The organism is Methylophilus rhizosphaerae, assembly GCF_900100975.1.
Lineage (GTDB): Bacteria > Pseudomonadota > Gammaproteobacteria > Burkholderiales > Methylophilaceae > Methylophilus > Methylophilus rhizosphaerae.
Genome location: NZ_FNFX01000002.1, coordinates 586,578 through 610,891, shown reverse-complemented (window position 1 = coordinate 610,891; position 24,314 = coordinate 586,578). Strand labels below are relative to the sequence as shown.

At 53.8% G+C, this 24,314-nt stretch carries 21 protein-coding genes; 9 read left to right on the top strand and 12 right to left on the bottom strand.

Going from position 1 to position 24,314, the window contains the following annotated elements; all coding sequences use genetic code 11:
* Positions 1 to 79 precede the first annotated feature (79 nt).
* Positions 80 to 1,363: an alginate export family protein gene (locus BLP53_RS06490; protein ID WP_143001352.1), complete on the top strand. Its 1,284-nt coding sequence runs from the start codon at positions 80 to 82 to the stop codon at positions 1,361 to 1,363.
* Between the two features lie 66 nt (positions 1,364 to 1,429).
* On the opposite strand, the gene BLP53_RS06485 is transcribed toward BLP53_RS06490, so the two are convergent.
* Entirely contained in the window at positions 1,430 to 2,071 is a 642-nt protein-coding gene (locus BLP53_RS06485) for a DUF1109 domain-containing protein (protein WP_091471327.1), read from the bottom strand.
* Positions 2,068 to 2,610 carry a sigma-70 family RNA polymerase sigma factor gene (locus BLP53_RS06480; protein ID WP_218119026.1) on the bottom strand — a complete coding sequence of 181 codons (543 nt, stop codon included), beginning with the start codon at positions 2,608 to 2,610 and terminating at the stop codon, positions 2,068 to 2,070. The genes BLP53_RS06485 and BLP53_RS06480 overlap by 4 nt, the downstream gene beginning before the upstream one ends.
* A 174-nt stretch (positions 2,611 to 2,784) precedes the next feature.
* Here BLP53_RS06480 and BLP53_RS06475 point away from each other — a divergent pair, with 174 nt between their 5' ends.
* Genes BLP53_RS06475 through msrA form a run of 5 tightly spaced genes read left to right on the top strand, consistent with a single transcriptional unit; the run spans position 2,785 to position 5,732 of the window.
* On the top strand, positions 2,785 to 2,997 hold the full coding sequence (locus BLP53_RS06475; protein WP_091471326.1) for a hypothetical protein: 213 nt from the start codon (positions 2,785 to 2,787) through the stop codon (positions 2,995 to 2,997).
* Between the two features lie 12 nt (positions 2,998 to 3,009).
* A complete protein-coding gene (locus BLP53_RS06470) occupies positions 3,010 to 3,792 on the top strand; it encodes a multinuclear nonheme iron-dependent oxidase (RefSeq protein WP_091471325.1) in 783 nt (260 codons plus the stop codon).
* Positions 3,765 to 4,049 (top strand): HvfC/BufC family peptide modification chaperone, encoded by a 285-nt coding sequence (locus BLP53_RS06465; protein ID WP_091471324.1) that lies wholly within the window; start codon positions 3,765 to 3,767, stop codon positions 4,047 to 4,049. The genes BLP53_RS06470 and BLP53_RS06465 overlap by 28 nt, the downstream gene beginning before the upstream one ends.
* Positions 4,000 to 4,461, top strand: a complete 462-nt coding sequence (locus tag BLP53_RS06460) for a DoxX family protein (RefSeq protein WP_091471323.1) — start codon at positions 4,000 to 4,002, stop codon at positions 4,459 to 4,461. The genes BLP53_RS06465 and BLP53_RS06460 overlap by 50 nt, the downstream gene beginning before the upstream one ends.
* Positions 4,462 to 4,463: 2 nt before the next feature.
* Positions 4,464 to 5,732, top strand: a complete 1,269-nt coding sequence (gene msrA, locus BLP53_RS06455) for a peptide-methionine (S)-S-oxide reductase MsrA (RefSeq protein ID WP_218119025.1) — start codon at positions 4,464 to 4,466, stop codon at positions 5,730 to 5,732.
* An 84-nt stretch (positions 5,733 to 5,816) separates the two neighbouring features.
* Here the strand turns inward: msrA and BLP53_RS06450 are convergent, their stop codons facing one another.
* Together BLP53_RS06450 and BLP53_RS06445 are read right to left on the bottom strand one after the other, a co-directional pair.
* Positions 5,817 to 6,923, bottom strand: a complete 1,107-nt coding sequence (locus BLP53_RS06450) for an NADH:flavin oxidoreductase/NADH oxidase (protein ID WP_091471321.1) — start codon at positions 6,921 to 6,923, stop codon at positions 5,817 to 5,819.
* A 27-nt stretch (positions 6,924 to 6,950) separates the two neighbouring features.
* Entirely contained in the window at positions 6,951 to 8,141 is a 1,191-nt protein-coding gene (locus BLP53_RS06445; RefSeq protein ID WP_091471320.1) for an MFS transporter, read from the bottom strand.
* A gap of 84 nt (positions 8,142 to 8,225) precedes the next feature.
* Between BLP53_RS06445 and BLP53_RS06440 the strand changes: the two genes are divergently transcribed.
* Both BLP53_RS06440 and BLP53_RS06435 read left to right on the top strand, forming a co-directional pair.
* Entirely contained in the window at positions 8,226 to 8,540 is a 315-nt protein-coding gene (locus tag BLP53_RS06440) for an ArsR/SmtB family transcription factor (protein WP_091471319.1), read from the top strand.
* 104 nt (positions 8,541 to 8,644) lie between these two features.
* Positions 8,645 to 9,511 (top strand): DMT family transporter, encoded by an 867-nt coding sequence (locus BLP53_RS06435; RefSeq protein WP_091471318.1) that lies wholly within the window; start codon positions 8,645 to 8,647, stop codon positions 9,509 to 9,511.
* 80 nt (positions 9,512 to 9,591) lie between these two features.
* On the opposite strand, the gene BLP53_RS06430 is transcribed toward BLP53_RS06435, so the two are convergent.
* A complete protein-coding gene (locus BLP53_RS06430; RefSeq protein ID WP_091471317.1) occupies positions 9,592 to 9,999 on the bottom strand; it encodes a hypothetical protein in 408 nt (135 codons plus the stop codon).
* Positions 9,996 to 10,739: an SDR family oxidoreductase gene (locus BLP53_RS06425; protein ID WP_091471316.1), complete on the bottom strand. Its 744-nt coding sequence runs from the start codon at positions 10,737 to 10,739 to the stop codon at positions 9,996 to 9,998. Before BLP53_RS06425 ends, BLP53_RS06430 begins: the two co-directional genes overlap by 4 nt.
* A 61-nt stretch (positions 10,740 to 10,800) precedes the next feature.
* Between BLP53_RS06425 and BLP53_RS06420 the strand changes: the two genes are divergently transcribed.
* Positions 10,801 to 11,820, top strand: coding sequence for a GlxA family transcriptional regulator (locus BLP53_RS06420; protein WP_218119024.1), 1,020 nt, complete (start codon positions 10,801 to 10,803; stop codon positions 11,818 to 11,820).
* 55 nt (positions 11,821 to 11,875) lie between these two features.
* Here BLP53_RS06420 and BLP53_RS06415 read toward each other — a convergent pair whose 3' ends face one another.
* The 6 genes from BLP53_RS06415 to BLP53_RS06390 all read right to left on the bottom strand — a co-directional run bounded on the left by BLP53_RS06415 (position 11,876) and on the right by BLP53_RS06390 (position 24,294).
* Complete coding sequence (locus tag BLP53_RS06415) at positions 11,876 to 16,045, bottom strand: bifunctional nitrate reductase/sulfite reductase flavoprotein subunit alpha (protein ID WP_091471315.1); 4,170 nt, start codon at positions 16,043 to 16,045, stop codon at positions 11,876 to 11,878.
* A gap of 21 nt (positions 16,046 to 16,066) precedes the next feature.
* Positions 16,067 to 16,462, bottom strand: coding sequence for a nitrite reductase small subunit NirD (gene nirD, locus BLP53_RS06410; RefSeq protein WP_091471314.1), 396 nt, complete (start codon positions 16,460 to 16,462; stop codon positions 16,067 to 16,069).
* Positions 16,463 to 16,477: 15 nt separating this feature from the next.
* Entirely contained in the window at positions 16,478 to 19,057 is a 2,580-nt protein-coding gene (nirB, locus tag BLP53_RS06405; RefSeq protein ID WP_091471313.1) for a nitrite reductase large subunit NirB, read from the bottom strand.
* Positions 19,058 to 19,489: 432 nt separating this feature from the next.
* Entirely contained in the window at positions 19,490 to 22,198 is a 2,709-nt protein-coding gene (locus BLP53_RS06400) for a nitrate reductase (protein ID WP_176755233.1), read from the bottom strand.
* 67 nt (positions 22,199 to 22,265) lie between these two features.
* Positions 22,266 to 22,577 carry a nitrite reductase small subunit NirD gene (gene nirD / locus BLP53_RS06395; protein ID WP_091471311.1) on the bottom strand — a complete coding sequence of 104 codons (312 nt, stop codon included), beginning with the start codon at positions 22,575 to 22,577 and terminating at the stop codon, positions 22,266 to 22,268.
* 28 nt (positions 22,578 to 22,605) lie between these two features.
* A complete protein-coding gene (locus BLP53_RS06390; protein WP_091471310.1) occupies positions 22,606 to 24,294 on the bottom strand; it encodes a bifunctional protein-serine/threonine kinase/phosphatase in 1,689 nt (562 codons plus the stop codon).
* Positions 24,295 to 24,314: the final 20 nt, after the last annotated feature.

Genomic DNA, 24,314 nt, shown 5'->3' with positions numbered 1-24,314 from the left:
GTTGCTTTTCTGAAATTTTACTTTTCTGATGGATAGAGAATGCGTAATATTCAGCCTCGTTTAATTACCTGGATTACGCATGTTCCGCGCTCGCCATCTCCCTGTTTTATATAGCCTTCTGGCTTCCTTGCATGCTTGTGGCGTGCTGGCGGCTGCGCCTGTCCAGGCGCAGTCAGTCTACGATGCGATCGTGCAGGGCAAGTCAGTCTCGCAATTCCGGCTGAGGTATGAATATGTGGATCAGGAGAACAAGGCGGACGATGCAAATGCGTTTACCTTGCAGACGCTGCTTGGCTGGCAGACGGCCAGTTATTTTGATACCAGTATCACGGCACAACTGATCAATATCAGTCATTTGAACCAGGATTTTTATGACAACAACCTGGGCAAAAACCACCCGAGCCAGTTGCCGACGGTGCCTGACCCTGAAATCACTGACATCAACCAGTTGTACATCGATTATGCCGGGATTCCCAAAACCAATGTCCGTCTGGGGCGGCAGATCATCCGGCTGGATAACACACGTTTTGTCGGTGATATTGTGTTCAGGCAATCTTCCCAGGTATTCGATGGCCTGACGGTCACCAACCACGCTTTAAGCAATTCGGAAATCCTGTTCGGTCACTACGAGCACCTGCGTCAATCCACCGGCAAATACCGCAATACCAACTTTGATATTGCCCATTTCTCGTATAAATATCTGCCCAAGGCTTCGGTGACGGCCTATGGCTACTTTATCGATCAGGCAGATACCGGCCAGAATACCGGTGTGGCTGATAATGCCCATAAGGATATCGGCCTGCGTTTTGATGGTGCCATCGACATTAACCCTGACTGGCGCTGGCTGCATACCGTTGAATATGCCAGGCAAACGGCTTACCAGGGCGGTTCGCGGGAAATTGATGCTTCCTACAGCAAGATTGGCCTGGGCCTGGGGTATCAGCAGTGGTTTGCCCGTGTGGACCAGGAAGTGCTGGGCAGTCATGACGGTTTGTATGCTTTCCAGACACCAATGGCAACCTTGCATCCGTTCCAGGGCTGGGCAGACATGTTTTCGGTTACTCCCAGACAGGGGATGGTTGACCGGTTTGTGACTTTTGGCAGCACGGTAGACCAATGGATCATACTGTCAGAGTGGCATCACCTGTCTGCGGATACGCATTTCCAGACGCCGACAGGGACTGGGGAGGATTATGGCCATGAGCTGGACCTGTCACTGGCTTATCAATTTACGCCACAATTCCAGGCAAAGCTGGAATATGCGCAATTCAGGGAAGATGACATCCTGGGGGCGACATCTGCCGCGAGCACACGCAAACCGGATGTGACCAAAAGCTGGGTGACGCTGTTATACCAGTTCTAGTCAGGCGTGTACCTGTCTGGCAGCAGTAGTGCATAAAACTGCTTGTTTGAATATCTGGAGAGCGGGTTACCAGCGTAAGCTGCGATGCCCCAGGTAGGCCATGACCGCACTGGGGACCAGCATGCCAAGTACGTACCACACCGCCAGGAACGGGGCTGCCATTTCCGGGCAATGCAGGGCATATACACTTGCGCCCACACCGCCGGCCAGCCAGCCAGCTATCGCACCGGTCAACACCGGTTTTGTCGGTGCCAGGTTTTGTAATGCCATGAAGGTAGCTGCCCCTACTGGCAGCGCCAGAAAAGCAATGTTCATGATACAGACCCGCCAGGTATTCCCCCATAGCAGTTCAGCATGCAGGGCAGGGTCTGAAGTAAGCCAGGTCACAATGGCCCATATCCACAGCACCGCTATTGGAATCACCAGCACCCCATAGCCCATTTTAAGAGGCTTTCCGGGGCGTGCCAACGTCATGATAAAGAGCAGCCCCAAGGCTGCATTCGCCAGTGGTACCCCCATTTTCATCCAGAAAGCAAACGTACCGCTGACTTCTTTCAGGTCAGGTCTCAAGCCATAGATGGCGAGCAGTAATATGAGGGAAATTGCAGCCCCTATCGCCAGTGCCCTGCCCAGCAGTTTCTCAGCGGCATATGGCGGCACGGGCTCAACGTTGGTTGAGAGCATCTTGATCAATTCATCGGTTTTCATGCTTGTTCCTTCCACATTTTTGCCAGTGCCTTCATACCGCGATGTACGCCAACTTTGATCGCAGACACTGACATGCCCGTCATCGCTGCCGCTTCTGCCACCGATAAGCCATCCAGCTTGGTATGTTGTATCGACAGACGCTGGTTTTCAGGTAATGTCTCCAGCATTTTTCCCAGATCCTTTTTTGAATCACTGACTGCATCCTCCGAAGCTTCAAGCCATTCTGTTTCTTCATCCAGAGGATCATTCAATGCTTCATGTTGCGAGCGGCGGCGTAAAAAGTCGATCATCTTGTAGCGTGCAATCGCATACAGCCACGGCGTCAATAGCTCGTCCCTGCGATACGTATGGCGTTTGGCATGAATGGCCAGCAAAGTCTCTTGCAATAAGTCCTCCACCTCATCGGGGATTGCATTAAGGCGGCGTCTTAAATATGCCCTCAATGGCATGCTAGCCCGCTGCAAGAAGAGGTGGTAGGAATCAGCATGACCATCCAGGGCCATCGACATTAACTTGCGCAACTCTTCTTCCATCATCATTTATATAGTTCGCCTGGAGAGATATAAAAGTTACAGATACCTGCAAAAAAATATTTATAAATTTTTTATTGCCCAGTGTAACCATCTGCTCACCGGTTACGTACTAGCAATAGCACATTGTGAATATTGATCGTCTTTCTCACAATGCTTTTCAATCTTAACAGGAGTTTTAAAATGAATATTAAACAGTTAGCAGCACTTGCCACGACCATTATCGCTACCTCTGCATTTGCGGGTACACCACCGGAAAAGAAATGCAGCGCTGGCACATGCAGCAAAAAGGAAGTGTCTGCTGAGAAAAAAGATGCCTCCTGTTCCAAAAAAGATGCCAGTGAGCAAAAAGAATCATCTTGTTCCAAAAAAGAAGCTTCCTGCTCTAAAAAATAGGGATATTTCACCATGGCTGGACTGGGTTACCGTAAGGAAATGGCTGATTGGGATATGTCTGTTGTGCAGGCAGATTTCTTCGAGGTTGCGCCTGAGAACTGGATTCGACGCGACAGGACACCTCTTTATCAGCTAATGGAATCAGGTCGCCCAGTCAGGCTGCATGGTGTGTCACTCAGCCTTGGCGGGCAAGGTGCGATACAACATGATTTTCTCAAGGCTGTGCGTGCACTGATGGATGACCTGGATACGACTTATTATTCCGATCATCTGGCTGCCAGTGGGGACGCGCACCAGCTTTATGATTTGTTCCCGATACCATTTACTGACCAGGAAGTGGTTCGCCTTAGTGACCGTATCAAAGAGGTGCAGGATGTATTAGGCCTCAGGATCGCAGTGGAAAATACCACTTATTACACCAATGTTGGTGAAATGAGTGAGGTGGAATTTCTGATGAAAGTGGTGGAAAAAGCGGACTGCAATATCTTGCTGGATATCAATAATATTGCGGTTAACCACAAAAACCACCAGTTAACAGAAGTACAACATTTTTTAAGCCAGGTGGACATGCAGCGCGTGACTTATATGCATGTTGCCGGGCACGAATTTGATGAACGGTTCGGGCTTTATATTGATACGCATAGCGAGCATGTAGAGACTGAAACCAGGGAAGTAGCCTTGGCACTACATCGTCAGCACGGCACCCCAATTTTGCTGGAGTGGGACAACGACATTCCTTCACTTGCAACATTGAATCAGGAATTATCATGCCTGACGGCTTTTACCAATACATAAGAGGGGCGACCGAGGTCGTTCCTGCCGGATATACAGAAGCGGGCATGCGGGCTTATCGGTACCTGGTGTTTCTCGGTGCCAGCCAAATGATAGAAGTCCATTATCCTGAACTTCGCCAGCAGCTGGGCGAAGCAGCATGGAAAGAATTAATCCAGGCGTTTGTGCGCCAATCGGCCTGGACCTCACATTATTACGGAGACCTTAAAGATGAATTCCTGGCATTCCTTGCACGTCAAACTGATGCAGAAAACACGTGATCTTGGCCTGTTGGCACTCAGGATATGGGCCGGGCAGGAATTTATTCTGGCCGGATATACCAAACTCAGTGGGGGTGTGCATGCACCGGAGTGGTTCAGTGGCCTGCAGTTTCCTTTTCCACTGCATTTTCTTGGCGCTGACCTGAATTGGGTCATGGCAGGCGCGGGTGAGATCACTTTCGGGCTGGCATTGCTGCTGGGCTTTTATAGCCGCCTGGCAGCGATAGGGTTGCTGTTTATCACTTTTGTAGCGGTATATACCGTTCATTTTGACCTGGGCTGGTCTGGCTGGAATCAGATTGAAACCGATGCCGGGCTGGGTTTTAAAGTGCCGCTGATGCTGGCACTGATGTTGTTTACGATACTGACCCAGGGCAGCGGGCGGTATAGTATTGGGATTAAGGAGGCATGACTATGTGGATCAAGAGAATTCAGGTGCTCGCCAGTTGTTTGCTGCTGATTTTTTCAGCGGTAGCGAACGCAGGCAGCACACCGGTAACCGATACCATTGTATTGGGCATGGGTTGCTTCTGGGGCGCGGAAAAGCGCATAGGGGAAGTGCCGGGCGTGATTAAAACCGAAGTCGGCTATGCGGGAGGCAGCAATCAAGCGCCCACCTACGAAACAGTTTCCAAGGAAGGGCATTCCAATAAACCGGCGACACATGCCGAAGTCGTGAAAGTGACCTTTGAGAACAATGCAGCCACGCTGGAAAAAGTGCTGGCTGCGTTCTGGCAGAATCATGACCCCACGCAAGGCAATCGGCAGGGCAACGATATCGGCTCGAATTACCGCAGTGCCATTTTCTATAGCTCCGAGGCCCAGCAACAGGCCGCCCTGCAAACCAGGGAAGTTTACCAGCAGGCCTTGAGCAAGGCCGGGTTGGGTAAAATCACAACTGAGATTGCACCGCTCAAGGCATTCTACCTGGCTGAAAACTACCATCAGCAATACCTGAAGAAAAACCCTAACGGGTATTGTGGATTGGGAGGCACTGGTGTGGCATTCCCCGGTAACAGTACACCAGTCAGCCCTGTGGCAATCGCACCGCTGGATGGTAAAAAACTGGCGAAACAGCAACTGGTGGTATTTGAGTCTGAGGTGTGCAACTTCTGCAAAGCCTTTGAGAAAGACATCATGAGCCAGTGGAAATCTGAGGTGAATATTACCAAAACCTATTCGACACAAGCACCGGCAGGCTGGGCGCTCAAAGAGGATTTATGGGCCACGCCAACGATAGTGCTGTTTGAAAATGGCAAAGAAGAAGCGCGCTATACCGGTTATGACGGTAATAAACAGCGCTTCTGGCGCTGGCTAGGCGTGCAGATGCTGAGCCCGGAGCAAAGGAAAATCGCGTTCGAGAAAGGGACGGAAACACCATTCAGCGGATCGCTGCTGGATAATCATGCCTCCGGCTATTATGTAGACCCGGTTTCGGGTGAGCGCCTGTTCAGGAGCGATAAGAAATTCAATAGCAAGACCGGCTGGCCCAGCTTTTTTGACCCTCTGCCAGGTGCTTTGGTGATGAAAGATGACAGTAGCCATGGCATGCACCGCACCGAAGTACTGAGTGCCAGTTCCGGTATTCATCTGGGGCATGTCTTTGATGACGGCCCGCCACCGACGGGCAAACGTTATTGCATCAACAGTGCGGTATTGAAGTTTTTGCCGGATAAGAAATAGTGAATTCCAGGCATTGATATCGTTATAGCAATAAAACCTGCCAACAGGCAGGTTTTATTGTATGTGATGATGTGAAAAGACCTGCTATTCCTGGGTTGGGCTTCTATATCTTGAGAGCCAGTGCGCATATGGCGCAGGTAACACCCAGGCCGGATTTTCCTGATGCAATGCCTTGGCCGCGAAATAGGGCCAGTGCGGGTTTTCCAGATGGGCACGGCCTATCATTGCCAGGTCCAGATGCTCCTGGCGGATAGCATTATCTGCCAGGGATGGCGCACCAAAACCCCATGCAGATGAAACCGGAATGCCAGCTTCATTGCGCACACGCTGCGCAACTGGACCGAGGAAAGCGGGGCCCCAGGGAATATTGGTTTCCGGAATTGTAAAGCCAACGCTGACGCTTAGCATATCCAGTCCACGCTGTTTCCATGCTTTTACCAGTTGAATAGAGTCATTCAAGGTTTCTTCGTCTTTGCCATCGTATTCAATCACACCGAATCTCGCTGTGAGCGGCAGGTTTTCCGGCCAGACAGCCCGCACCGCTTCCAGTGTTTCAATGGTAAAGCGCGAGCGGTTTTCAAAACTGCCACCATATTGATCTGTACGATGGTTTGAATGCGCGGAGGTAAAGCTTTGCCCGAGGTAACCATGCGCAAAGTGGATTTCCAGCCACTCAAAACCGGCATCCAGTGCACGTTTGGCCGCAGCCACAAAATCAGCTTTCACGCGGTTGATGTCGGCTACTGTCATCTCTTTTGGCACACGTGGCAGATCGCCACCAAACGCAATCGCCGATGGCGCAATGGTTGGCCAGGCACGTGGATCGTTTTCAGGAATATGGTCATCGCCTTCCCAGGGGCGGTTGGCACTGGCTTTGCGGCCCGCATGGGCAATCTGGATACCAGGCACTGCACCTGCCGCTTTGATGGCTGCAGCAATTTCACGCAGTTTTTCGGCTTGTGCATCATTCCAGATGCCCAGGCACCCTGGTGTGATACGGCCTTCTGGCGCCACCCCAGTGGCTTCCACAATCACCAGGCCGCTGCCGCCACGGGCGAGGGAGGTGTAATGCGCCAGATGCCAGTCATTCACCAGGCCGTCTTCGGCCATGTACTGGCACATCGGTGGAATCGCGATGCGGTTCCTGAGAGTGACATCTTTTAATCGGTAGCTAGAAAATAAGTCAGCCATGATGGTCCTTTGATAATGAAAGCGTGTTTACGCAGGTGTTGAATGGGGGCGGTTTGAAACCAGTCGCATTTCGACCACCGCCAATATGAGTCCGACAAATACGATGCAGGCGGCAATCCAGCCGATCGAGATCAACCCCAGGCCATGAGAAATCACCAGGCCACCCACCCAGGCGCCCGCAGCATTCCCCACATTGAATGCGCCGATGTTCATGGCGGAGGCGAGGGTAGGCGCGCCGCTGGCTTTCTCCAGGATTTTTATCTGTAGCGAAGGCACCATGGCAAAACCTGCCACGCCGAGCAAGCCGACCAGGCTGATGACAGCAATCTGGTTATGCGAAAACAGCGAGAAAGAGGCCAGGATGGCGATGATAAAAATCAACGCACCTATCAATGTTTTATCGAGATTGATATCTGCGAGTTTTGCTCCAATGATGTTGCCGATCACCATGCCTACCCCAAATAACAAAAAGACTGGCGAGACGGCAGTGGATGAGAAATGGGCCACATCGGTCAAAATTGGCGCGACATAGGTCAGGATCGCGAACAAGCCGGTATCCGCAATGATGGTCAGCAGTAACCCGGCAATCACCTGCGGTTGCAACAAGGCATTGATCTCGGCTTTAACCGCTACTTTTTCTGCATGATGGTCACCAGGCACCAGAAAATACAGCGCTGCCAATGCCACCGGGCCTATCATGGTCACCGCCCAAAAAGTTGAGCGCCAGCCCAGCATCTGGCCCAGCCATGTGCCAGCCGGTACACCAACCACATTGGCAACAGTGAGGCCGGTAAACATCAAAGCAATCGCCAATGCGCGTTTGTCTTTAGGCACCAGACTGGTCGCCACCACTGCACCTATGCCAAAGAAAGTACCATGCGCAAACGACGTGATTACCCTGGCAATCATCAGTGTGGTGTAATCCGGCGCGATGGCGCAGATCAGGTTTCCCAGAGTAAATATGCCCATCAGCCAGAGCAGGGAATTCTTGCGCGAAAATTTGGCCATCAGGATAGACATGACAGGCGCACCGACCGCCACACCCAAGGCATAGCCACTGATTAATAGCCCAGCCATTGGAATGCTGACCTGTAAATCTCTGCTGACTTCAGGCAACAAGCCCATAATCACAAATTCTGTGGTGCCTATACCGAAGGCACCTGCCATCAGCGCATACAAGGCGAGCGGAATGCCTTGTGCTGAAACTTGTTTTTTCATTACAACGCTACTCTTAATTAAATTCTATAGTTCGAATATAATCGAACTATAGAATAATATCAAGCGTTGTGATAAATTTTAGTCATGCGGCAAATCAAGCATCCGAGTATTGATCAAGTAGAACTGACAGACATCATGTATGCACTGTCTGACCCGACCCGCCTGGAGATTGTGGGGCGCCTGGCCAATGCCGGGCGCAAGATGACCTGCGGTGAGCTCGACCTGAATCGCCCCAAGTCCAGCATGTCGCATCACTTTAAAATTCTAAGGGCGGCTGGCATCGTTGAAACATTAATTGAAGGCACCGAGCATATGAATGCGCTCAGGGTGGAAGAGATTGAACAGAAATTCCCTGGTGTATTGCAATCGGTGCTTCGCGCACTCAACCCGACGCAATAAGCCTTTGGCGCCTCTGCCTTCTAAATGCCTAAAATCTGGCATGAATATAAGCCACCTTGATGAGAAATCTGCTATTTGGATAAAACACTGTATCGAGAAAAGTAATGGGCAATATTAAAACCTATTTGATGGCAACCCTGGCCGCAGTCTTCTGGGGTGCCAATTTCAACCTGGCGAGACCGGTACTCGCGGAAATGAGTCCCTATATCGCCGGGGCCAGCCGTTATCTATTAGCGGCTGCCATCATGGTATTGGTTGCGCAGTTTAGAAAAGAAGCCGTCTCATTGCGTCATTGGCAGGCCTATCTGACCTTGGGCGTGGTCGGCGTTTTTGGTTTTAACCTATTTTTCTTTCTTGGGATGGAAACGTCGTCTGCTATCAATGGCGCATTGATCATGGCATTGAATCCGTTATTAACGGCAGTACTCGGCTATGTGATTCTTGGCGACATGCCAACCAATCGGCAATTGATCGCATTTCCGGTGGGAATAGCTGGTGTTGTCATCGTGGTATTGGGTGCGGGCGCCCAACTCAAAGTCTCTACCGGCGATATATACATTTTGATCGCGACACTTAATTGGGCACTGTATAACGTACTGGTCAAAAAGATGATGCCTAAACACGTCAGTGGTATCACGAATACGGCAGGGATCATGACCGCGGGTGCCCTTGCCTTGACCATTGCCGCTGCATGGCATGGAGATCATTTCGTGTTGCCGACGATTAGTGGCGGCGCGGCCTTGCTGATGATGTCATTAGGTGGCGGTGTATTGGCCTATCTTTTCTGGAATGCGAGCATTTCACACCTGGGACCCTCAAAAGCTGCAATATTTATGAATCTGGTGCCGGTCACTACTATGGTAATCGCGGCATTTGAGCATATGCCGCCTACACATGCACAATTGTTTGGCGCATTGCTGGTGATTAGTGCAGTCACCTTTAGCTCGGTTTCATTATCAAAGCGAAGCTAGCCTGATATACAAACCACGACACATGCAGAGTGTCGGTGATAGAGCAGGGATTTCCCGGTGCTTCAGGCATGGGTTGTCGGCTATTTTGTGGCAAAAGTAAGCAGTGCTGCGATGCCAATAAGTGCCGGCAGCGAGACCGCAGCAAAATCACGGAGTAGCGCAGAAGCGCCACAAATACCTACTGCCACTTCCCACAGGTGAAAAACAGCATGTGCGACCAGCCATAACGTTGCGACACCCCACAAAGTCAATTGTAGGTGCGGATGAAACCAGCCTGCGATAAAAGCAATGCCCAGAAACAACTGGATGATGCCAATGTCTCGGATGAAATGCTGATTATAAAATCCTGTGGTAATCACGCCTGGTACCATTTCATACCAGGTTTTGGGATCAATAATCATGAACAGGCCGTTCAAGCTCAGGAAGATGCTATTAAAAACAATGCCTGTGAGCACGCTTATTCTCAACAGCTTTCTTAATATATTCATGCGCTAGCTAACCAGTCTTGTAATGTCTGTTTGCCAAAGTGTGCTGATCCTTGTGGCGTGAGTGACTGATCGTTGAGCATCATGCCAAAGTAAGCAGCCTGCTCATCCCGAATCATTTTCCGGTTGTCCTGATTGGCCGCCAGAGCGGCGGCGACTGCATCATGCAAGGAAATTTTTTGTGGGCCAGCAATGTCAACAATGCCGTTAACCGGTTGTTGCAATGTGATTGTCGCCAGTATGGAAGCAACATCTTCTGCTGACATTGGTTGAAACAGGGCCGAACTCAAACGCACAGTTTCACCCTCTGTGGCTGAATAGGCAATGCTGGTCAAGAATTCAAAAAACTGGGTGGCACGTACAATGGTGTAGGGGATCCCTGAAGCCTTGATAATGTTTTCCTGCACCAGTTTTGCGCGGAAATAACCGCTATCCTGCAGTTTTTCGGTGCCAACCACAGACAGCGCAACATGATGTTTAACTCTGGCCGCTTTTTCGGCAACCGCAATATTATTGCCTGCCGTTTCAAAAAAATACATGACAGCTGAGTCTTCAAAAGAAGGCGAGTTGGCAACATCAACCACAATATCAGCGCCTGTGAGCACTTCTGCCAAGCCTTTGCCGGTCAGCGTATCAACACCAGTATTGGGTGAGGCCGGGATGACTTCATGGCCTGCCCTCTGTAAATTTCCAACCAGTTTTTTGCCAATTAAGCCAGTACCACCGATCACCACGATTTTCATATTGTTCACCTCAGTTAACTAAATGCGGAATGTTGACTTGCCATTGTAGTGATGAAAGAATATGGCCGATATGACATATATCCCTAAATATCTGCCAACCTCTCGAAAATACCAGAAGCTTGTCGTATTCGTCGCCTTTCCCCAAATGGGCCTGCTCGATATGACCGGGGCACAAACCGTATTCTGGGCGGCTTCAAGATACCTGGAAGAGCGTGGCTTGCCGCCTTATGACAGACACACGATTAGCCTGGATGGTGGCTTGGTGAACACAGCGGAAGGCGTGGCGCTGGATACCCGTGTGTTGTCGGATTTTGATAATGCTGACATTGATACCATCATCGTGCCCGGCTCTCCGTATATCATAGACGTGTTAGGCAGCTCATCAGCATTAGCACTATGGTTAAGCCGCCAGCATGCAAAAGTGCGGCGTATGGCTTCGGTCTGTAGCGGCGCATTTCTTTTGGCGCAGGCAGGCTTGTTAGAGGGTAAGCGCGCGGCTACACACTGGGCGATGCTGGATTTACTGCGCGAACGCTATCCCTCTATAGAAATTGATGGGGATGCCATTTTCGTTCATCAGGATTCTATCTGGACCTCTGCAGGCGTGACTGCCGGCATTGATCTCGCCCTGGCCCTGGTTGAAGAGGATTGCGGGCGGGAGATCGCAATGAAAGTGGCACGCGAGCTGGTCGTATATATGAAACGTTCGGGAGGACAATCCCAATTTAGCGAGTTGTTGCAATCACAGTCTGCCGATATCTCGTTTGATCAACTCAATGAGTGGATTTGCAGCCATCTTCAACAGCGGGAGATGACCATTGATACACTGGCTGCCAAAGCATGCATGAGTCCAAGAAATTTTGCACGGGTCTATAAACAGAAGACAGGCAGGACCCCGGCAAAAGCCATAGAGATATTTCGTTTGGAAGCCGCGCGAAGGTTACTGGAAGACTCACCGCATAGCATCCAGGAGATTGCAGCACGATGCGGCTTTGGCGATGAAGAGCGCATGCGTATTACCTTTCACCGTCATCTGGCCGTGTCCCCGTCTGAATACAGAAAACGGTTCTCTACTCATTAGTGGGTACAGTTTACTGGGAGAGTCCTTCAAAGTGCTGTATTGAAATTAGCGGGCGCTAATAGACATCCCGCACATATCGTTTTTCCTGCGACATTTTTGCGACATAGTCAGCCGCCGCCTCGACAGACAGATTGCCGTGCATCTGTACAATGCTTTTCAAGGCAGCATCCACATCTTTGGCCATATGGCTGGCATCACCACATACACAAAAATGCGCGCCTTGTTCCAGCCATTGCCATAGCATTGCACCTTGTTCCAGCATGCGGTGTTGCACATAGATTTTTTCTGCCTGGTCGCGTGAGAAAGCGGTATCTAGGCGAGTGAGCACACCGGCTTTTTGTAGTGATGCCAGTTCTTCACGGTAATAAAAATCGGTCGCGGCGTGCTGCTCGCCAAAGAATAGCCAGTTTTGACCTCGGGCACCTGTGGCCTGCCTTTCCTGCAGAAAGGCTATAAACGGTGCAATACCAGTCCCGGGCCCGACCATAATCAGCGGTGCATCCGGGTTTTTTGGCGGGCGGAAATGGGCGGAACGTTGCAGGAAGATAGGCACGCTGACATCAACTGCGCGGTCAGCCATAAAGGTCGAGCATACGCCGCCACGTGTGTTACCTTTACCGTAGCGCACGGCAGACACGGTCAGGTGTACCTGGTCAGGATGCTTCCTGGGACTGGACGAAATGGAGTAAAGGCGTGGTTGCAGGCGTTTTAACACAGCCAGCCATTCGCCAGCCTCGACTTTGATCGGGTAGGCCAGTAATAGATCAATGACCTGTTTGCCCCATAGCCAGTCTTTAAGAATTTTGTCGTCGGCCATCAAGGTTGCCAGTGCGGCGCTTTGACTGCGCTGCTGCACAAAGTTGAGCATGTCAGGCGTGATGCGGGCAATTTCATAGTGGTGGGAGAGGGCATCCACTAAAGTCACTTCACCGTGATCCTTGACGGTCACCATGGTGGATGGCGATAGTTTGAGCGCGCTGAGTATGTCGCCGACCAACTCCGGGCAGTTGGTAGGCCAGACGCCGAGCGCATCTCCCGCTTCATAGCTGAATCCGCTATTGGCCAGGTCAAAACCAAACTGGCGTATCTCTTTCTTCGCACCTTCGGCATTGAGGCACTGGTTAATGATGAGCCGGGCCTTCAATGGCTGCTGGCGGGTATAGCCTGGCGGCGTTGCCGTCACAGTTTCTGCCTGGTTTTCATCGGCATCGCCTGCCAGCGCCATGACAGGTTGCATCACGCTGACGGCGCTATTCGCCAGGGCGGAAACTACCTTGCCCAGCCATTCGTTAGCAGGCTGTTCAAAGTCGGGCTCGCAATCCACACGTGGCACCAGGCGCTGCGCACCCAGCGCTTCCAACTGTGCATCAAGTTTGCGGCCAAAGCCACAGAACTGATCATAGTTAGAGTCACCGAATGCCAGCACGGCAAATTTTGTATTGCTTAATCCAGGCGCATTGTCTGCCTGTATCGCCTGCCAGAAATTGCTGCCATTGTCCGGCGGATCGCCATCACCAAAAGTACTGGCAAGCAGTAATACATTGGCGGTGGTGGCGAGGTCGGCTACTTTGAAGCTATCCATCTGAGCGACAGTCACGCTGTGACCGCTGGCCTTGATGCGCTCTGCACACTTTTCAGCAAAACCTTCGGCATTGCCGGTTTGCGAGGCCCAGAGAATGGTCACGGGTGTAGCCGCAGGGGATTGGCCTGCCGCGAAATCTGGCAATCCTGCGGGCAAGCTGCCACCGCCAGGCAACCAGGTGCGCGCAAACAGACCTGCCAGAATGCCGTTGACCAGCAAATGTTTGGCGGGCGCCAGTGGCACACCTTCCGGCAACATAGGCACGCCCCCTGACTTGCGGGACTCCTCGGTACGCAAGCCAGTAATAAAACCCTGTAAATAGAGTTGCTCCTGCGCATCCAGGACAATTTCCGGCTGGTGATCCAGGCCTAGCAGGCTGGCCAGCGCATCGATATCTTTCATGTCGAGTTCCTTGCTATTTTTAACGGGGTCATCTGTGCCGGCGGCAAGTATGGCGGCAGCCTTTTCCTCGCCAGGCAGCCTGTGTGGGGTCGTGGCGACGCGTGCCATGGCCACGGCACAGAACTTGAATTCGGGTTGTTGCGAGAGCGGGTCTATGGCATCGCTGGTGACGGCATTAATGGTCAGGTCATCGCCGAACACGTCATTCCAGTGGAAAGGGGCAAAGCAGTTACCGGCGCGGACGCGATCGGTCACGACGGCCGGTAATACTGCCCGGCCACGCCGCGAACGGATCTCGACCTGGTCTTTGTCGCGTATGCCTAGCGCGGCAGCATCTTCAGGATGCAGTTCGACAAATGGCCCGGGGTTGAGCTTGTTCAGCGTGGCAATCTTGCCGGTTTTGGTCATGGTGTGCCATTGATGTTGCAGGCGGCCGGTATTGAGTACAAACGGGTAGTCCGGGTCAGGCAGTTCGGCCGGATCCATGTGCGGCCGGGCAAAAAACACACCTTTGCCACTGGCAGTGGCAAAGGCAATGCGCGGCTGACTGCCATCTTCGCGGATGACCAGTTTCTGGCTGATGCCATTGTTCAGGTAGCGGATCGGGTGGCGGTCTTCTGCGCTGTCTGGCGGGCATGGCCATTGCAGGGGTTGCTGGCGCAGTTTTTCATGGCTCGCACCGCGGATGTCATAGCCGGTTTTCAGGTTGGTCGCCTGGGTGATCTCGGCAAATACTTCGGCGGCAGACTGGTAACTGAATCCCTCACCAAAACCCATCTCACAGGCCACGCGCGCAATAATCTGCCAGTCTGCCATGGCTTCACCCGGCGGGTTCACGGCATGCTGCATCAGCGTCATATTGCGTTCTGAATTAATCATCACGCCTTCTGCCTCGGCCCATAAGGCACCTGGCAGCAAGATATCCGCATAGCGATTGGTTTCGGTATCCAGGAAAGCATCCTGGGCGATCACCAGCTCGGCTTTTTCCAGGCCTGCAATCACGTTTTTGCGGTTGGCCATGCTGGCAACGGGGTTGGTGCAAATGATCCAGCAGGCCTTGATGTCGCCTGCCATCATTTGCTCGAACATGGCGACGGTGCCGCCACCCAGACGGGTATGCAGCGTACCTTCCGGCAACTTCCAGAGTTGTTCGATAAACTGGCGGTCCTGTTCGACCAGCACTGAACGCTGGCCTGGCAGCCCCGGGCCCATGTAGCCCATTTCGCGGCCACCCATGGCATTGGGTTGACCGGTCAGCGAAAAGGGGCCGCTGCCTGGGCGGCAGATGGTGCCTGTCGCCAGGTGCAGGTTACAAATGGCATTGGTGTTCCAGGTGCCATGGGTGCTTTGATTAAGCCCCATGGTCCAGCAACTCATCCAGTTCTTGCTGGTGCCTATCCATTCGGCAGCCTGGTGCAATGCGCTTTCATCCAGGCCAGTGATCTCTGCGACGTTGGCTGGCGTATAGTCTTCCAGGAAGTCCGGCATGACTTCCCAGCCTTCGGTAAATTCGGCAATAAACGCGGCATCGGTATGGCCGTTTTTCACCAGCAAGTGCAACAGGCCATTGAGTAAAGCGAGATCGGTACCGGGTTTGATCTGCATGAACAGGTGTGCTTTGTCAGCCGTGGCATTGCGGCGCGGGTCGACCACAATCAGCCTGGCACCGGCTTTGACCCTGTCCATCATGCGCAGGAACAGGATAGGGTGGCAATCGGCCATATTGGCGCCAATGACAAAGAACAGGTCAGCCTGGTCAAAATCCTGGTACGAACCTGGCGGCCCATCTGCGCCCAGCGATAATTTATAACCACTGCCGGCACTGGCCATGCACAGGCGAGAGTTGGATTCGATATTGTTACTGCCGAGATAGCCCTTTACCAGTTTGTTGGCGAGGTATTGGGACTCAATCGACATCTGGCCGGACACATACAGCGCAATGGCATCCGGGCCATGCTCATCCAGGATGGCGCGCAAACGGCGGGCGGTTTCCCTGATGGCAGCTTCCATGCCGGTACGCACCGACTCCTGTCCGCGCGTGGGACGTACATAAGCATGTTCCAGCCGGCCGGATTCGGCGATGGCCTGGATGCAGGTATTGCCCTTGGTGCACAGGCGGCCAAAGTTGGTTGGATGCTGCTTGTCGCCATAGACCTTGATGATGCGCTTGTCTTCAATTTCCATGACAATGCCGCAACCGACACCGCAGTAGGGGCAGACCGATTTCACCTGCGTCGCCATTGTGACTGGCCTCTATGCTGGCTAGACCTGTACCCAGACTGCGCCATCACGCAGTTCCACCGGGTAGGTGTTCAGGCAAATACCGGCATCTTCCACGCAACGACCGGTATGCAACTGGTAGTGATGCTTGTAGATAGGCGAGGCAACCACACATTCACCAGCCAGGTCGCCAACAATGCCGCGTGACAGCACATTGGCATCGCTATGCGGATCGTGATTGTCGATGGCGTATAACTGATTGTCCTGCAGGCGGAAAATCGCAATCTGGTGACCTTCGATCAAGGCGCATACGCCCATATTGGGCCAGATATCTTCCAGTGCGCACACCGGGTGCCACGCACCCAGGCAGTTGGAGACCAGGTGGCCAGTGATCAGGATGGCATCATCAGATACTGCTGTGTGTTGTAATTGATTCATGAGTCACTCCGTTGATTATTCTGTAGGGGCGAAGATAGGAATCACCTTCGCGGCCTGTTTTTTCTGCGCCTGCTTTTCTTCTACCGTAGCCGGGCGCATCTGTTCGCGCTCCTCGACGAAGACAATATTGCTGTCGCCAGCCACGCTGTTGATAAAACTGCGGAAGCGCTTGCGTACTTCCGGGTCGTTAACAGCGGTCTTCCATTCATCCTGGTAGTTATCCACCACATGCTGCATCTGTGCTTCCAGTTCGGCGCCCAGGCCGAGTGAGTCATTGATGACGACTTCCCGGAGGTAGTCCAGGCCACCTTCCAGGTTGTCGCGCCAGGTACTGGTGCGTTGCAGGCGGTCGGCGGTGCGGATATAGAACATCAGGAAGCGATCTATCATGCGGATCGCTTCTTCTTTACTGAGGTCGCTGGCGATGAGTTCGGCGTGACGCGGCTTCATGCCGCCGTTGCCGCATACATACAGGTTCCAGCCGTTTTCGGTGGCGATCAGGCCTACGTCCTTGCCTTGGGCTTCTGCGCATTCACGCGTACAACCCGAGACGCCGAACTTGATTTTGTGCGGCGCGCGCAGGCCCTTGTAACGGTTCTCCAGCTGTACGGCCAGGCCCACACTATCGTCCACGCCATAGCGGCACCAGGTGGAGCCGACGCAGCTTTTCACCGTGCGCAGAGATTTGCCATAGGCGTGGCCGGATTCAAAGCCGGCGGCGATCAGCTCTTCCCAGATATTAGGCAATTGCTCGACGCGGGCACCGAACATATCGACGCGGGCACCCCCGGTGACTTTGGTATACAGCTTGTATTTCTTGGCAATCTGGCCGATAGCAATCAGGCCGTCAGGCGTGACTTCACCGCCCGGCATGCGTGGCACCACGGAGTAGCTGCCGTCTTTCTGGATATTGCCCAGGAAGTAATCATTGGAATCCTGCAGTGAAGCCAGGTCTTTCTTGAGGATAAAGTCGTTCCAGCAGGAAGCGAGGATGCTGGCGGCCGTCGGTTTGCAGATATCGCAACCCAGGCCTTTGCCATGCTTGTGCAACAGCTCGCCAAAAGTCTTGATCTGTTCCACGCGTACCAGGTGGTACAGCTCCTGGCGTGAGTAAGGGAAGTGCTCGCACAGGTGGTTGTTGACGGTCATGCCCAGCTTGACCATCTGCGCTTTCATCACCTGCGTCACCAAAGGCACGCAGCCACCACAGGCCGTACCGGCTTTGGTGCAGGACTTGATCTCGCCTATGCTGCAAGCGCCGGCAGCCACGGCTTCACCAATGGCGCCCTTGCTGACGTTGTTGCAGGAACACAGCACTGCTGTATCTGGTAAAGCGTCCACGCCCAGGCCAGGTTTTTCCTTGCCATCGCTGGCTGGCAGGATCAGGAATTCAGGATTTTCCGGCAAAGGCATGGCGTTGACGGTCATCTGTTGCAGCGTGCCGTATTCATCGGCATTGCCGATCAGCACGGCGCCCAGCAGTTTCTTGCCATCTTCGCTGACAACAATCTTTTTGTAGATATTGCGCACTTCATCCAGGAACTGGTAGCTGCGGCAGCCATGGGTCTTGCCGTGTGCATCACCGACGCTGGCCACATCCACCCCCATCAGTTTGAGCTTGGTGCTCATATCTGCGCCCTGGAAGGTGGTGCCGGTTTCGCCAGACATGTGTGCACAAGCGGTGCGGGCCATGTCGTAGCCTGGCGCGACCAGGCCAAACATCTCGTCATTCCAGCTGGCACATTCGCCGATGGCGTAGATGTTGTGGTCGCTGGAGCGGGAAAAATCATCAATCGCGATACCGCCACGCGCACCTATGGCCAGCCCGGATTCACGTGCCAGCTCATCACGTGGCCGTATACCGGCGGAAAACACGATCATGTCGGTTTCCAGCCAGGTTTCATCAAAGAACACCATACGATGGCGGGCCGTGGCGCCATCCACAATCGCCGTGGTATTGCGGCTGGTGTGTACATGCACGCCCAGCTTCTCGATCTTGCTGCGCAGCACTTTGCCACCAGCTTCATCCACTTGCACCGCCATCAGGCGTGGGGCGAACTCTACCACGTGGGTTTCCAGCCCCATGTCTTTAAGTGCCTTGGCGCATTCCAGGCCCAGTAGGCCACCGCCGACCACCACGCCGCTTTTGGCGGTTTTGCCTGCGGCCGTCATGGCTTCCAGGTCTTCGATGGTGCGGTACACAAAGCAGTTTTCGCGGTCACGGCCGGCGACCGATGGCACGAACGGTACAGAACCGGTTGCCAGTACCAGCTTGTCGTAGGGCAGGATGGTATTGTCAGTCAGGGTGACAGTATGCTGGTGGCGATCGATATGGCTGACGCGGGCATTCAGGCGTAATTCCAGGCCAGGGCGGTCATAAAAACCAGGTTCGACCAATGACAGATCTTCAGCGCTGCTGCCGGAGAAAAAACTGGACAGGTGCACACGGTCATAAGCCGGACGTGGTTCTTCACCCAACACCGTAACTTGCAGGTTTGCCGCCTGCAGGTCCGGATGGCGCTTCACCAGTTCCTGCATGAAATAATGTCCCACCATGCCGTTACCGACTATGACTATGCGGGTGTGTTGATTCATCGTGTATTTCCCCATCTGATGCAGGCATATGGATATATGCGTTGCGGTTTAACTCAATATTTACCAGGCTTAAAATGAAAAAAGGCGTCCATAGCTTATGCCGCGAATGCCTGATGCAATGCTGCGTATAAGCTATGGACGCCGTTGTCCAGTCAGGGATTTCCGACGGTGGAAGCTCCCTTTATTGCCTGATAAGCAATTGGCATGCCAGGAAGCGCTGCGCTGCCGCAGCAAGCGACGCACGTGGGTTAAGTGATTGATATAGCGTGGTTTGTGGCGGCCAGGATGGAGGGACTACTCATGGCACAGGCAGCCAGCCAGGCGGATGGAGATAGTAGAGTGCACGGTAATGAGGCGTATCAGGGCGATTGCACCATCATTGATTTTTCTCAATATCGCATGATTTTTCCTGGTGGCAGATACGCCTCTCTATCAGGCATGCACCTTGCCATGCAATTTAACCAGGCGTTTCAGCTCGGGCACACACGAGCCACAACTGGTGCCGCACTTGAGTTTGTTCTGCAAGGTCGGCAAATCAGCGCCCATTTCCAGGGTGTCCATGATCTCGTTTTCCGACACATCCAGGCAGTTGCAGATGATCTTGCCGCGGCTGTGCTGTCCAGCCGGTGGCGCACTGAGTGGAGCCAGTGCCCAGCGGCGCAGTTCGTCTGTCAGCGTGCCCTGGTTCATCACTTCACGCAACCAGTCAGCAGCCATTGTCTCGCCAATCAGCCGCACGCCGGTGACTTGGTGCTGCTGTACCAGGATATGCTTGCTGATACCGCGTCTGGCATCGTTGTAAGTCAGCATGGGTGCATCTTCAGCCATATCCAGCAAGGCATCCAGTTGCGCGATGAGGGCAGGGTCAGGTGTTGCGTGATGGGAGGCACGCAACATGACTATCCCGGCATCTCGGCCATACAAGCCGCAACTGGCATAATCAAACGACTTCAGCAATTTGCGCACCTGGCCGATCAGTCGGGCATCCTCACAATTGCGCATGGCCACCATCTGCCACGGCAGCGCCAGTTTTTCAATATTGACCGCCGCATGTTTCAGTTCAGGCTGCCTGGATATTTTGTCAACCGCCGCCGGCATCAGCGCATTGACGCCCAGCCCGTGCATAAACTGGCTGCTCCAGTGCATGGGCATAAAGATCTGCGCCGGCTGTACTTCGTCCGAAACCTGCACGCGCACGACCAGGCTGCCACGCCTGTTGCTGACTTTGACAATGTCGCCATGCTTGAGCGCACGGCGTTGCATGTCATTGGCATGCATCCAGATCACGGGTTGTTCTTCATGGTTAAACAGTTGCGGCACGATGCCGGTACGGCTCATGCCATGCCACTGGTCGCGCAGGCGACCAGTCAGTAAATGGAAAGGGTGGCGTGCATCGGTTTTATCCGCCGTGGCTTTATACACCGTGTTATAAAACTGCGCCTTTCCATCAGGCTGCTGGAATACGCCATCGGTATACAAGCGTGCCTTGCCTTGTGTGGCGCCGGATTTGAATGGCCACTGCTGCGGGCCTTGTGTTTCCAGGATGTGGTAGCTCAGGCCGGTAATGTCGAGGTCACGGCCACGGGTGCTTTCACGGTGCTCGTTAAAAATGGTTTCGGTATCCGAGTAGTCAAACAGCGTGCTGGATTTGCCCAGTTTTTGCGCCAGCCGCTGGGCAAAGTCGACCGCAGCCTCCCAGTCGTGACGTGCTTCGCCAGGCTTGGGGGCGGCAGGGCGCACCCGTGTAATACGGCGCTCGGAGTTGGTGACCGTGCCTTCTTTTTCGCCCCAGGTGGTGGCAGGTAAAAACACATCGGCATACTGGTTGCTGTCGGTATTGTTAAAGGCATCTTGCAATACGACCAGCTCGGCATTTTGCAGCGAGGCCAGCACGTTATTCAAATCCGGCATGGAGTGCGCCGGGTTGGTGCAGGCAATCCAGATGGCTTTGATTTCACCGCTTTTCACGGCGTCGAACATTTCTACGGCGGTTTTGCCCGGCGTGGCTGGCACTTCGGGCACGCCCCACAACCGGGCGACTTCAGCGCGGTGTTCGGCATTGGCCAGGTCACGGTGGCCTGAGAGCAGGTTGGCCATGCCCCCCACTTCACGGCCACCCATGGCATTAGGTTGACCGGTGAGGGAGAACGGGCCTGTGCCCGGCTTGCCAATCTGGCCGGTCGCCAGGTGCAGGTTGATCAGCGCGGCATTCTTTTCGGTGCCGTGGATGGACTGGTTCAGGCCCATGCAATACATGGACAGCGTAGGGCCTGCACCAAACCATTTGGCGGCCTGGATAATATCGGTTTCGCTGATACCGCAGATATCGGCCACCATTTTCGGTGTGTATTCGCGCACGGTTTCCTTGAGCGCTTCAAAGCCCTCGGTATGATTGCGGATGTATTGCATATCCAGCAGGCCTTCCCACAGCATGACATGTAGCAGCCCATTGAACAGCGCCACGTCAGTGCCGGGTAAAATTGCCAGGTGCAAGTCTGCCAGTTGTGCGGTGTCGGTGCGGCGCGGGTCTACCACGACAATCTTCATGTCCGGGTTTTTCGCCTTGGCGTCTTCAATGCGGCGGAACACAATCGGGTGCGCAAAGGCCGTGTTGGAGCCAGCGATAAACAGGCATCGGGTATGGTCGATATCCTCGTAGCAGGCCGGTGGCGCGTCGGCGCCCAGCGTGACTTTGTAGCCGGCGACCGCCGAACTCATGCACAGGCGCGAGTTGGTATCGACATTGTTGGTGCCTATCAGGCCTTTGGCCAGTTTGTTGAATACATAATAGTCTTCGGTCAGTAACTGGCCGGAGATATAAAACGCCACCGCATCCGGGCCGTGGGTTTGGATGATGCGGGCAAATTTGTCGACCACATGGTCAAGTGCGTTATCCCAGCTCACACGTTCGCGTGGCAAGTCGCGCGACCAGCGTATTTCCGGATACAAGGCACGTGCATCCAGTCTGGCGGTCAGGTGCAGCGTAGAGCCCTTGGTACATAAACGGCCAAAGTTGGCCGGATGGTCAGGATCGCCTTTCACGCCGACAATCTGCTTGCCTTCGGTGGTGATAATGACGCCACAGCCGACCCCGCAATAGCAGCAGGTGCTGCGCGTTTCACGCCGTTGCGGGTAAAACATGACTGGCTCCGCGGTCAGCGTGTTATTGGATGCCTCAAGTAATGGCTGTTGCGTCATATATTTGAAACTATTTATCCAGTTGCAGATAGACGTCGCCGTTTTCCACCTTCACTGCATAGCAGGCGGTGTGGCCGATATCGGGCTCTTCTGCCTTGCCATCGACCAGGCTGATTTTCCAGCTATGCAACGGGCAGGCGACCTTGTCGCCATAGACGATGCCTTGCGATAACGGGCCACCTTTGTGCGGGCAGCTGTTGTGGAGGGCAAAGACGCGATCATCTCCGGTGCGGAAAACACCAATATCCACTTCACCATGACGCACAACGCGTGCGCCCAGCGCCGGAATATCATTAACAGGACAGATTCTGGTCCAACTCATGGGGGCCTCTTTTCATTTCAATGCGGTCTCAGGAGACCAGTAACAAATAAATCAGTAACAGGTTGGTGCACAGCAGGATGATTGCCAGCCATTGCCACTTCACCAGCCGGGCGCGGGCAATCAGCGGTGTACGCGGGATCACGATGGGTTTGAGCTCACCATGCTCCAGTGCCAGCAGCATTTCTTCGGCCGTTTCAAAGCGGTCAGCCGGTTTTCTGGCAATGGCTTTGAGGATGATGTTTTCCAGCCAGCCGGGGATTTCCGGCCGGTAGCGGCTGGGCCGGATCGGTTCGCCAAAGCGTGGAGACTGGAAAGGCTCGATTTCACCGTAGGGATACTTGCGGGTGAGCAAGTGATATAGCGTGACACCTGCCGCATAAATATCTGCCTGGCGATCAGCTACCTTGCCATCAAACAGCTCTGGTGCCATAAAGCTGGGGGTGCCGGGATTTTCCATTTGTTCTGGCATGGGCAAGGTTGCGTTGAGCGCCACGCCCAGGTCCAGGATGCGCAGGCGGTTATCACTGCCGATATGGATATTGGCTGGTTTGATGTCGCGGTGCACGATATTCAGCCGGTGCAGCATGCTGAGGCCACGCAACAGATCCTGGCCGATATTGGCCACACCGTTGCAGGTGAAATAATGCCCGGCATCCAGGCGTTGCTGCAGGGTGGCGCCTTCGTGCCAGGTCATCACATAATACAGTGCGCTGCGCTGTTCCCTGGTCAGCGGCAACACTTGCGGTACGCATTGCGACACCACGCGCTTGGCCAGCCACTCTTCGTTCAGCAAGGCTTCGCAGCTATCTTTGTCATCAGCGCGTGCCGGTTGCAGGGTTTTCAGCACAAACAATTGCCCGGTGCTATTCCTGACCTGGTACAGGATATTCAGTCGGGCGTCATGAATAATGCGGGTGACCGTAAATCCGTCAATCTGGCTGCCCACAGTGAGTTTGGCCGGTAACGGCAAGCTGTGCGCATCCGCCAGCATATCGGTCAGGTGATCCTCGCCGATATGCTCAATGCTGATCACCACAGCAGAGGCATTATCCTGGCTGCCTTTTTCCAGCGCCTGTGCTGTCAGGTATTCGGCAATCATTTGCGGTGAGTGGTAGAGCATCAGTGCCTTGTGGATTCCGGCATTGCCCAGCGCCGCCCAGACGCCATCACTGACGATGGCATACACATCATCCCTTTGCAGCAAGCCTTCGGCATAGTCCACATTGAGCTGGTCATCCAGGCCCACCGCCCGCTTGAGTACATGGCGCATGTCCGGCCTGTCCCACACATGGTCTGTGGTGAGTTGCTCCAGGCATTGCTCGCGCAGGCGGTAAATACGGGTATCGCCTACATGCGCCAGTACATAACGCTGGCCGCGCAGCACCAGCATGGATAAGGTTGTCGCCATGCCAGCCATGCGGCTATGCTTGCGCGCCTGTGACAGCACCCACAAGTTGGCCGCCTGCACGACTTTGTCCAGTGCATGCTGTATGGTCCAGGTGTCAGGCGTGGCGTAATAGTCCGCCGAAATGGTTCTTGCGGTCATTTCCGCCGCTTCGGCGCCGCCAGCGCCACCACTGACGCCATCGGCCACCAGCATCAGTGCGCCCTTGATAGCCAGTTGCGAGGCGGCCGGCGTCACCACGGCCACGTAATCCTCATTGCGTGGACGGGGGCCGGTGACGCTGCTTTCTCCGACTGTAAATAGCAGGCTCATCTGATCAATATTCCTGATAG